Below are 10,815 nucleotides of genomic sequence, written 5' to 3'. Positions count from 1 at the left end.
ACAGGCTCCCTGTTATTGCGCGCCCGACGCAGCGGCGGACGAACCCGCGGCAGCGCTTGCCGGCGCGACACCCGATGCGGCCGCATTCGATGCGGCGGCAGGCGCACCCGACGACGCATCAGCGGACGAACCCGCGGCCGGTGCCGCGGCGGTACCCGGCGCGGCGCCCGGCACCGACGCCGACGCCGACGCGAGCTTGGCCGCCACGACCTTCACGGTCGCGCCCGGACGCACCTTGTCGATCCCCTGCACGATCACGCGGTCGCCCGCCTGCAGGCCGCCTTCGACGACCCAGTCCTGACCCTGCATGCCCGTCGTCGTCAACTGACGCGGCGCAACCTTGCTGTCCGCACCGACCACCATCGCGACCGCCTGGCCCTTCTGGTCATGCGTGACGCCGATCTGCGGCACCAGGAACGCGTTCTCGTTCACGCCTTCCTCGATGCGCGCGCGCACGAACATCCCCGGCAGCAGCACGCGGCCCGGGTTCGGGAAGATCGCGCGGATCGTCACCGAGCCCGTCGCCTGATCGACCGTCACGTCCGAGAACTGCAGCTTGCCGGGCTCCGAATAGGTCTTGCCGTCTTCGAGGATCAGCGACACCTTCGCCGCGCCCGGGCCGCTCGTCTTGATCCGGCCGCTCTGCACGTCCTGGCGCAGCTTCAGCCCGTCGAGGCTCGACTGCGTGAGGTCGACGTAGACCGGGTCGAGCTGCTGGACGGTCGACATCAGCGTCGCCTGGCTCGCCTGCACGTAGGCGCCCGGCGTGACCTGCGAGATACCGACGCGGCCCGTGATCGGCGACACGACGTCCGTGTAGCCGAGGTTGATCTGCGCGGTGTCGACCGCAGCCTTGCCGGCCGCGACGTCGGCAGCGGCCTGCCCTTGCGCGGCCACCGCGTTGTCGTAGTCCTGCTTGCTGATCGCGTTCGCGGCGACGAGCACCTTGTAGCGCGCAACGAGCGCGTTCTGCGTCGCGAGGTTCGCCTGCGCCTTCGCGAGCGATGCCTTCGCGCTGTTCAGCTGTGCGATGTACGGCGCCGGGTCGATCTTGTAGAGGCGCTGGCCGGCCTTGACGTCGGTGCCTTCAGTGAATTCGCGGCGCAGCACGATGCCGTCGACCCGCGCGCGCACTTGCGCGACGAGGAATGCGTTGGTGCGGCCCGGCAGTTCGGTGAACACCGGGACGGTTTGCGGCTGGACGGTGACGACGCCGACTTCCGGCGTTTGCGGCGGCGGTGCCGATTCTTTTTTCCCGCACGCGGCCAGGAAAACGGCGGCCGTCGCGACAGTGAGTAAGCGGTATGGAACCCGTTCGACGCGCATGGAGCGACCTCTGTGTGTAACCAATGGAATGAGTGCGGCGCCCGACGGGAGCGCAACACGGATGCGCCTCACGGCGCTGATCGAACACCTGAATTACTGGACTGCCGGATACAGCAAGCGGCACGAGACCACCATGCCGACGAGACGCCGCGAACTGCGGACTGGTACTTGGGGCGGGAATCAGCAGAGTGGGATATTAACTGATTGCCACTTTGGTCATTCGATCGTAGGGTGGTATTGTATATACATTCACGAATGTATGTAAAAAGCCCCTCGCGCTGCCAGCACCGCCAAGTCTTACAAATTATTACCAGCGGCAAGCATAGCCCGTTTGCACGGCCGCGACGAGGGTGCAAACCTTATTTGTTCCGTCCCACTGATCGATCCATTCAGGCCTGCACATGGTCAGACGCACCAAGGAGGAAGCGCTTGCGACGCGCAACAGCATCCTCGACGCCGCCGAACACGTCTTTTTCGAGAAGGGCGTGTCGCACACGTCGCTCGCCGACATCGCCCAGCACGCCGGCGTGACGCGCGGCGCGATCTATTGGCATTTCGCGAACAAGGCCGAGCTGTTCGACGCGATGTTCGACCGCGTCTTCCTGCCGATCGACGAGCTGAAGACGATGCCGAGCGACGCGCCCGGCGGCAATCCGCTCGAGAAAATCCGCAAGATCCTGATCTGGTGCCTGCTGGGCGTGCAGCGCGACTCGCAGCTGCGTCGCGTGTTCAGCATCCTGTTCATGAAGTGCGAGTACGTCGCGGACATGGAGCCGCTGCTGCAGCGCAATCGCGCCGGGATGAGCGAGGCGCTGCACACGATCGACGCCGATCTCGCGGCGGCCGTCCGGCTGAAGCTGCTGCCCGACCGGCTCGACACGTGGCGCGCGACGCTGATGCTGCACACGCTCGTCAGCGGCTTCGTGCGCGACATGCTGATGCTGCCCGGTGAAATCGACGCGGAAAAGCACGCGGAAAAGCTCGTTGACGGCTGCTTCGACATGCTGCGCTACAGCCCGGCGATGCTGAAGGACGACGATTGATGCGGGCGCGGGGCCGCGGCCGGCGGCCAGCGCCGGTCGGACGTTCAGCCGACGTTGAACCAGCGTGCCGCGTAGAACAGTAACGCGGCGAACACGATCATCACCGCCCAGGCCCAGCCGGGAACCGGCGCTGACCCACGATGATGGAGCGCGCTGGCCGCGCGCCCGGTCAGCGCGCCGCCGACATGCTGCAGCGGTGGACGCTTCGTCACGCCCGCGAGCAGCGCAGGCCGCAGGAACACGTACTGGCGCCGCAGCGGGCCCGTGCGTGCGCGGTTCGGTGCGAGTCCGTGCTTGGCCTGCACGACCTCGCAGAATTCGCTGAAGAAATCGTCTGCCCATTCGCGCAGCGCGTTCTCGATCTGCCGCGCCGGCAGCTCGGCGAGCGGCCCGGAGGCCGTTGCCCACACAACATACTCGATGCGAGCGGCCTCCGCATCGTCCGATTCCGGCAGCAGTACGAGCTCGATCTGGCCGCGCAATGCACCCATGCCGTCCGCGCGCGCCTTGAAGCTCAGGATCCGGCGCGGCTGCCCTTGCGCATCGCCCTGCTCGCCCGTGACGTGCGCACGCACGTCGTAGCGCGCGCGCAACGGACCGAGCGGCACGGTCAGCGTCAGCGCGTATTCGCCGCGCGCGAGCACCGCCAACGATTCGCAATGGTCGAAGCTCGCGCGCAACAGCGCGATGTCCTCCAGCGCATCCCTGACGACCGACGGCGCAAGCGGGATGCGCAACGCGTCGTTCAGCTCCATGTTGCCTCCGCGATGAACGCTCGCCGCATCAGGACGTTTCGACCAGACTGTCGACCCGGGCGACGTCGAAGGCGACATAGCGCTCGAGCGCCCTGGCCGCCTCCTTCGGTTCCTCGTAACTCCATGCGGCGCTCTCGATGACGCCGTCTTCGGTCTGCAAATCGAAGTAGCTCGCGTGCCCCTTGATCCCGCAGACGGTCGTCAACGCCGACCGTACGAGCCGCTTCATGTTGACGTCGGCGCGGGGCAGGTAATGGACGTCCGGCCTGCCGGACTCGCGCACGGTCAGCGCGCCGACGGAATCGGCATACGTAATCCCCTGATGGATCACGCGCACGCGATGGCGGTTCGGCACGATTTCGAAGCGGGAATCGAAGCAGGAATCGGCTGGGTCGGACATCGTTCTCCCCTGCGGAGGGCCCGGCAGGCGGGCCAGGGTGGGCACCGGAAACGAAAAAAACCACGGCACGAACGCCGTGGTTTTCATTATGGGCGAAAGTCGCACGAATTGCGCGACTGCGGCTAACGCCGCGCTGCAACGTTCCGCGCTACAACGTTCATTTCGCGCTCCAGGTGAACGCCTGTTTCGCGCCGCCCTTCGCGCCGACCGTCACGTCGTGCGCTTCGTCCTTGCCCTGGTACGACGCCGTCACCGTGTAGCGGCCCGGCGGCAGCTTCACGAGCATGTACGGCCCGTGCGCGTCGGTCTTCAGCACTTCGGCGCCCTTCGCGTCGGTGATCCGCACGTGGACGTCGGCAAGGAATTCGCCGCCCGCGCCGGTGAAGCGCAACGCGAGCGGCCAAGCGGCCTCGTTGCGCTGGAACGCGGTCGATTCGTCCTGCCCGATGCCGCCTGACACGAAGCTGACGTCGCCCTGCTGATGTGCGGCGGGCAGGCCGTCCGACTGCGCGTATGCGCCGGTTGCGCCGGTCGCGACGCCGACGGCCAGCGCCGCGGCGATCGCGAATCGGGAAACGCTGCGTGAATGTTGCATGGCTCTTCTCTCCTTTTGGGTCGGAAGGGATGCCGGGCACCACGGTACGCAAGCGGGCGTTGCCGCCGCGCCCGGCCTGACGCCTGTTCGCGCCGGTCAGCTCAGGTCGACCGGCACGAAGATCTGCGCATTATCGCGCTGGATCAGCAGCGCGAGGCTGTTGCCCGCATTCTTCACCGCGTCGCGCAGCTGCTCGGGGCTCGTGACCGGCCGGCCGTTCACCGCGAGGATCACGTCGCCCGGCTGGATGCCCGCGCCCGCCGCGGGACCGCCGGCCTGCTGGACGATCAGCCCGTGCGACAGCTGCGTCGCGCTGCGCTCCTGCGGCGTGAGCGGCCGCACCGCGACGCCGAGGCGCCCCTGCTCGACCGGACCGCCGTCGCTCGACGCGACCTTGGTGTCGGCCATCGAGCCGAGCGTCACGCTGACCGTCTTCTTCGACTTGTCGCGCCAGATTTGCAGCTCGGCCTTCGAGCCGGGCTTGAGGCCCGCGATCTGCGACGGCAGCGTCGTCGAATCGGCCACCGGCGAGCCGTTGACCGCGAGGATCACGTCGCCCGGCTGCAGGCCCGCCTTCGCGGCCGGGCCGCTCGGGTCGACCGAGCTGACGAGCGCGCCGTCCGGCTTCGACAGGCCGAACGAGCTCGCGAGCGTCTGGTTCAGCCCCTGCACCGCGACGCCGAGGCGGCCGCGGCTCACGTGGCCGGTCTTCACGAGTTCGTCCTTGACCTTGATCGCCTCGTTGATCGGGATCGCGAACGACAGCCCCTGGAAGCCGCCCGTCTGCGAATAGATCATCGAGTTGATGCCGATCACCTCGCCCTTCAGGTTGAACAGCGGGCCGCCCGAGTTGCCGGGGTTCACCGGCACGTCGGTCTGGATGAACGGCGTGTAGTTCTCGTCAGGCAGCGCGCGCGATTTCGCGCTGATGATGCCGGAGGTCACGGTGTTGTCGAAGCCGTACGGCGAGCCGATCGCGACCACCCACTGGCCGACCTTGCTCTGCGCCGGATCGCCGATCTTCACCGTCGGCAGGCCGCTCGCGTCGATCTTCAGCACCGCGACGTCGGACTGCTTGTCCGCGCCGACGACCTTCGCCTTGTATTCGCGCTTGTCGGTCAGCTTGACCGTGACGACGTTCGCGCCGTCGATCACGTGCGCGTTCGTCAGGATGTAGCCGTCGGCAGAAATGATGAACCCCGAGCCAAGGCTCGCGCTCGGCTGGTCGTCCGGCTGCGCATCGCCGCCCATGCCCGGCATCTGTCCGTAGAAGTGCTTGAAGAACTGGTAGAACGGATCGCTCGGATCGACCGGAAGCTGCTGCTGCGGCATGCGCCGCGCGACCTGCTTCACCACGTGCTTCGCGCTGATGTTCACGACCGCGGGCCCGTAGGTCTCGACCAGCCCGGAGAAATCGGGGATGCCGGTCTTCGCGGCCGCTTCGGCCGGCATCAGCGCGGCCGCTTGCGCGGGCGAGATGATCTGCGGATCGGCATGCCGGGTGCCCGCGATATAAGTGGCGGACAGCGCGGCGGCCACTGCGACGGCAACGGCTCCACGCGCAAGGAATCGGGTGTTCATCGTAGGACCTCCTCATTGTTGTGACGCAGCGTACCGGTGCTGTCTTAAAGGAGGCTTAATCGGCGTTGAGCGGGGTCTGAACGGCGGAATCGGCCCGTTCGCACAGCCTGGCGCGCGATTTCCGGCCGACGCTGCTGGCCGGCGCTGCTGTTCGGAAATCATGCCGGACCCCGGCCAGCGGGCCAGCGGGCCAGCGGGCCTCAGACGGCCGCGGGCACCGCCGCCGGCACCTCGGCGTCGCGAAACACGACGCTGACGAGCAGGCCGCCCGCCGTCGCGTCGCCGAGCGACACCGTCGCGCCCTGCTGCGCCGCGACGCGCTTGACGATCGCGAGCCCGAGCCCGCTGCCGGACACGTCGGTACGCGCGCGCGCGGTGCTGTCCCGGTAGAAGCGGTCGAACACGCGCTCGCGCTCGTCGGCCGGGATCCCCGGCCCGCTGTCGCCGATCTGCACGCACGCGCGGCCCGCCGCATCGCGCATCAGCGACACGTCGATGCGGCCGCCGTCCGGCGTGTACTTGACCGCGTTGTCGAGCAGGTTGCCGAACATCACGCGCAGCGCGGCGACGTCGGCGACGACCCGCGCGGGCTGCGCGTCCTCGAAACCGAGGTCGATGTCGCGCCGCTGCGCGAGCGGCGCGTGCGCGGCCACGCATTCGACGAGCAGCGCCTGCAGGTCGATCGCCTCGCGCACCGTGCCGCCGTCCGGCTCCGCGCGGGCGAGCGCGAGCAGCTGCTCGGCGAGGCGCGTCGCGCGCGTCACGCCATCCTGCAGGTCGGCGAGCGCCTCGCGGCGCGATTCGTCGTCCCTCGCGCGCGCGACGAGCTGCGCCTGGATCTGCACGGCCGCGAGCGGCGTGCGCAGCTCATGCGCGGCATCGGCGACGAACGCCTTCTGCGTGTCGAGCGCGGCGGACAGCCGCGCGAGCAGCCGGTTCAGCGCGTGCACGAGCGGCTGCACCTCGAGCGGCAGCGGCGAATCGGGCAGCGGATCGAGCGCCTCGGGCCGGCGCGCCTCGACCGCGCGCGTCACGCGCTGCAGCGGCGCGAGCCCGCGGCCGACGATCATCCACACGGCCGCGCCGAGGAACGGCAGCAGCACGATCAGCGGCCACAGCGTGCGCAGCGCGACGTTCGCCGCAAGCCGGTTGCGCACCGACACCGGCTGCGCGAGCTGCACGACGTTGTCGCCGACGATCGCGCCGTACACGCGCCATTCGCCGCGGTCGGTGCGCTCGGTCGAGAAGCCGAGCTCGGCACGCGGCGCGATCGGCGCGCGCGGATGCGAGAAGTACATCAGCACGCCGTTGCGGTTCCAGATCTGGATCACGATGCCTTCGTCGCCATTGGTGCGCGAGCCGAACACCTGCGAGAACGGCTCGGACGGCAGCGCCGCGGCGATCTCCTGCAGCTGGTAGTCGAACAGCTCGTTCGCCTCCGCGAGCGCCTGCCGGTAGATCAGCCAGCCGGCAAGGCACACGCCGGCGACGACGATCGCCAGCAGCCAGATCAGCAATTGATGACGGATCGACCTCACGCGTCAGCTTTCCTTGACGACCATGTAGCCGAGCCCGCGCACGTTGCGGATCAGGTCCGAACCGAGCTTCTTGCGCAGCGCGTGGATGTAGACCTCGACTGTGTTGCTGCCGATCTCCTCGCCCCAGCCGTACATCTTCTCCTCGAGCTGGCTCTTCGACAGCACCGCGCCCGGCCGCGCGAGCAGCGCCTCGAGCAGCGCGAACTCGCGCGCCGACAGCGCGACGGGCGCGCCTTCCAGCGTGACCTGATGCGACGCGGGATCGAGCGTCAGCGCGCCGTGACGGATCAGCGATTCGCTGCGCCCCGCCTGGCGGCGGATCAGCGCGCGCATCCGTGCACCGAGTTCGTCGAGATCGAACGGCTTGACGAGGTAGTCGTCGGCGCCCGCGTCGAGGCCCTTCACGCGATCGGCAACCGCGTCGCGCGCGGTGACGATCAGCACCGGCAGCGCCAGCCCGCGCGCGCGCAGCGTGCGCAGCACGTCGATGCCGTCGCGCTTCGGCAACCCCAGATCGAGCAGCAACAGGTCGTACGTCTCGCCGCCGAGCGCGGTGAGCGCCGCGTCGCCATCCTGCACCCAGTCGACCGCGCAGCCGTCCGAGCGCAGCGCCTTGCGCACGCCCTCGGCGATCATCCGGTCGTCTTCGACAAGCAATATCCGCATCTGGGTCGGCATCCATGGGACGAGTGAATCATGCCGACCATTGTAGCGCCGCGGATCGTCTGCGCGGCAGGCTGGCGGGTCGGGCGGGAGGGCGGCTCGCGCGCGCATCGCGCACGGTGCCGGACGGATTTCATCGGATCTGTCGTCCGTTGTCTCTACAATGGGCGCTTTGGCGCCGCGCGCGCCCCGCTCGAGCCCCCGCCTTTCCGTATTCGTCCATGCCGATTTCCGTCCTTTCCGCCCGGCTCGCGCCCCGCGCCCGCCTCTGCGCGCGTGCGGCCGCCGTCCTCACCGCCTGTACCGTCCTCGCATTCGCACCGCCCGCTCAAGCCCGCAAGACGCTGCTCCACAAGGCGCCGCACAAGACGCCCGTCGTGTCCGCTGCCGCGCGCGCGGCCGGACTGCCGCCGTCCGTGCTCGTCGCGCTGCAGCGCGCGAAGGTGCCCGCGTCGGCGATCAGCGTCGTCGTCGAGCGGGTCGGCGATCCCGAGCCGCTCGTTGCGTGGAACGCGAGCCGCCCGATGCTGCCCGCGTCGACGATGAAGCTCGTCACGACCTGGTCGGGCCTGTCGATCCTCGGCCCCGACTTCCGCTGGCGCACGAGCGCATACGCGGACGGCCCGGTCGACCCGGACGGCACGCTGCAGGGCAACCTCTACATCAAGGGCACAGGCGATCCGAAACTCGTGCCCGAGGAGCTGATCGACCTCGTCGACAAGATCCGCAAGGCCGGCATCAAGCGAGTGAGCGGCGGCCTCGTGCTCGACAAGACCTATTTCGCAGCGTCGACGCGCGACCTGCCCGCATTCGACGACGATTCGAGCGCGCCGTACAACGTCGGCCCCGATCCGCTGTTGTACGCATTCAAGGCGGTGTCGTTCACGGTGACGCCCGGCGACGACGGCAAGGTCGCGGTCGACGTGCTGCCGCCGCTCGCGAACCTGTCGATCGACAACCAGCTCCGCGAGGGCAACGGCTCGTGCGGCGCGGCGGCGTCGGCCGCGCGGCCGACGCTGACGGCGGGCGACGGGATGCTGACCGCGTCGTTCGCGGGCGACGTCCCGCTGCGCTGCGGCGCACGCACGACGAACCTCGCGATCCTCGACCACACGTCGTTCTTCGCGCGCGGCTTCCTTGCGCTGTGGCAGCAGGACGGCGGCACCATCGCGGGCCCGGTCAGCGAAGGCAAGGTGCCGACGACCGCGCGGCCCGTCGCCGTGCATCACAGCCCGGTGCTCGGCAGCATCGTCTACGACATCAACAAGTTCAGCAACAACGTGATGGCGCGCAACCTGTTCCTGACGATCGGCGCGGTCGCCGGCAAGCCGCCCGCGACGCCCGAGCAGTCGAGCCGCGTGATCCGCGCGTTTCTGCAGAAAAGCGGCATCGCGATGCCGGAGCTCGTGCTCGACAACGGCTCGGGCCTGTCGCGCGACGAGCACGTGAGCGCGCAGTCGCTCGCCGCGCTGCTGCAGGCCGCGAACGCGAGCCCGGTCGCGCAGGCGTTCATCGATTCGCTGCCGATCGCCGGCATCGACGGGACGATGAAAAACCGGCTCACCAACGCGGACGTGCTCGGTAACGCGCACATCAAGACCGGCACGCTGCGCGACGTGCGCGCGATCGCGGGCTACGTCGCCGGCACGGACGGCCAGAGCTACGTCGTCGTCAGCTTCATCAACGACGATCACGCGGAAGCCGCGCGCGCCGCGCACGACAGCCTGCTCGAATGGGTGCACGCGGGCGCGCACTGATCTGAAACCAGAAAACGGGGCCGCACCGCGCAGCCCCGCACGGCGCGGCTTCGGTAGAAACCCTGTCCTCTGAGGGAACCCTCTACGCTCCCCCCTCGCCTACCGCGACCCGATTGCGTAGGCTGTTGGCCTGACCAATATGACAAACGGGCCGATTGCCCGGCCTGAAGGCTTGCAGGGGAAAGGAGGAGACACGCCCATGCGATTCGACGTCGAATTGCTTCTGCTCGCGCTGGCGCCCGTCTTCCTGCTCAGCATCGGCTGGGAGGCCTGGCACCTCGCGCGCACCCGTCCGCAGGACGCCGTCTACAGCTGGCGCGACACGCTGTGCAACGCGGCGCTCGCGCTGATGCACCAGGGCGCGGACAAGCTCGCGTGGCTGTTCGTGATTCCGGTGTATGCGTATTGCTACCGGCACTATCGCGTCTTCACGTGGCACGACGGCTGGCTGTCGTTCGCCGTACTGTTCGTCGCGCAGGACCTGCTCTACTACGTGTTCCATCGCGCGAGCCATCGCGTGCGCTGGCTGTGGGCCGCGCACGTCGTGCACCACTCGTCCGAGCGGATGAACTTTTCGACCGCGTTTCGCCAGAGCCTGATGTACCCGGTCGCGGGCATGTGGCTGTTCTGGCTGCCGCTCGCGCTCATGGGCTTTCCGCCGCAGCAGATCGTCGGCATCGTGCTGATCAACCTCGCGTTCCAGTTCTTCGTGCACACGCAGGCGATCGGCAAGCTCGGCTGGGTCGAGTACGTGTTCAACACGCCGTCGATCCACCGCGCGCACCACGCGCGCAACGCACGCTATATCGACCGCAATTACGCAGGCGTGCTCGTGATCTGGGATCGCCTGTTCGGCAGCTTCGTCGAGGAAATCGCGGACGATCCGCCGCAGTACGGGATCGTCGAGCGGCTCGGCTCGAACAATCCGCTCGTCGCGACGTTCCACGAATGGGGGTCGATGGCCGCCGATGCGTGGCGCGTCGCGGGGTGGCGCGACAAGCTGCGCGCGGTTTTCGGCCCGCCCGAGTGGGCGAGCGCTTATCATGCGCGAAGCGCCGATGTCGCGCTGCACGATCCGCGAGCTGCCGCCCCGATGGCCACGAACCGAAGCCAATAGAACCATTTCAATTTCAGCCAACGGCCGCCGCGTGGCCCGC

At 68.6% G+C, this 10,815-nt stretch carries 10 protein-coding genes; 3 read left to right on the top strand and 7 right to left on the bottom strand.

Annotated features, from left to right (window positions below):
* Window positions 1–12: 12 nt before the first annotated feature.
* Entirely contained in the window at window positions 13–1,326 is a 1,314-nt protein-coding gene (locus DID96_RS05365) for an efflux RND transporter periplasmic adaptor subunit (RefSeq protein ID WP_124598221.1), read from the bottom strand.
* A 401-nt stretch (window positions 1,327–1,727) separates the two neighbouring features.
* Between DID96_RS05365 and DID96_RS05360 the strand changes: the two genes are divergently transcribed.
* Window positions 1,728–2,369 carry a TetR family transcriptional regulator gene (locus DID96_RS05360; RefSeq protein ID WP_124598220.1) on the top strand — a complete coding sequence of 214 codons (642 nt, stop codon included), beginning with the start codon at window positions 1,728–1,730 and terminating at the stop codon, window positions 2,367–2,369.
* 44 nt (window positions 2,370–2,413) lie between these two features.
* On the opposite strand, the gene DID96_RS05355 is transcribed toward DID96_RS05360, so the two are convergent.
* From DID96_RS05355 to DID96_RS05330, 6 genes are all read right to left on the bottom strand, one after another.
* Window positions 2,414–3,124 carry a CoxG family protein gene (locus tag DID96_RS05355; protein WP_124598219.1) on the bottom strand — a complete coding sequence of 237 codons (711 nt, stop codon included), beginning with the start codon at window positions 3,122–3,124 and terminating at the stop codon, window positions 2,414–2,416.
* A 28-nt stretch (window positions 3,125–3,152) separates the two neighbouring features.
* Complete coding sequence (locus tag DID96_RS05350; protein ID WP_124598288.1) at window positions 3,153–3,524, bottom strand: DUF427 domain-containing protein; 372 nt, start codon at window positions 3,522–3,524, stop codon at window positions 3,153–3,155.
* Between the two features lie 157 nt (window positions 3,525–3,681).
* Window positions 3,682–4,119: a carboxypeptidase-like regulatory domain-containing protein gene (locus tag DID96_RS05345; RefSeq protein WP_124598218.1), complete on the bottom strand. Its 438-nt coding sequence runs from the start codon at window positions 4,117–4,119 to the stop codon at window positions 3,682–3,684.
* A gap of 96 nt (window positions 4,120–4,215) precedes the next feature.
* A complete protein-coding gene (locus DID96_RS05340) occupies window positions 4,216–5,700 on the bottom strand; it encodes a DegQ family serine endoprotease (protein WP_124598217.1) in 1,485 nt (494 codons plus the stop codon).
* Window positions 5,701–5,900: 200 nt separating this feature from the next.
* Window positions 5,901–7,238 (bottom strand): ATP-binding protein, encoded by a 1,338-nt coding sequence (locus DID96_RS05335; RefSeq protein WP_124598216.1) that lies wholly within the window; start codon window positions 7,236–7,238, stop codon window positions 5,901–5,903.
* A gap of 3 nt (window positions 7,239–7,241) precedes the next feature.
* On the bottom strand, window positions 7,242–7,904 hold the full coding sequence (locus tag DID96_RS05330) for a response regulator (RefSeq protein ID WP_124598215.1): 663 nt from the start codon (window positions 7,902–7,904) through the stop codon (window positions 7,242–7,244).
* Between the two features lie 218 nt (window positions 7,905–8,122).
* On the opposite strand from DID96_RS05330, the gene dacB reads away from it, so the two are divergent.
* Together dacB and DID96_RS05320 are read left to right on the top strand one after the other, a co-directional pair.
* Entirely contained in the window at window positions 8,123–9,658 is a 1,536-nt protein-coding gene (dacB, locus tag DID96_RS05325; RefSeq protein WP_124598214.1) for a D-alanyl-D-alanine carboxypeptidase/D-alanyl-D-alanine-endopeptidase, read from the top strand.
* A 199-nt stretch (window positions 9,659–9,857) separates the two neighbouring features.
* The gene (locus DID96_RS05320) at window positions 9,858–10,775 is read left to right on the top strand and encodes a sterol desaturase family protein (RefSeq protein WP_124598213.1); all 918 of its coding nucleotides are present in this window, start codon (window positions 9,858–9,860) and stop codon (window positions 10,773–10,775) included.
* The last annotated feature ends 40 nt before the right edge of the window (window positions 10,776–10,815 follow it).

The organism is Burkholderia sp. Bp8963, from assembly GCF_003854275.1.
GTDB lineage: Bacteria > Pseudomonadota > Gammaproteobacteria > Burkholderiales > Burkholderiaceae > Burkholderia.
Note: the sequence above shows the minus strand (reverse complement) of the source record. Positions and strands in the feature narration are given on the sequence as shown.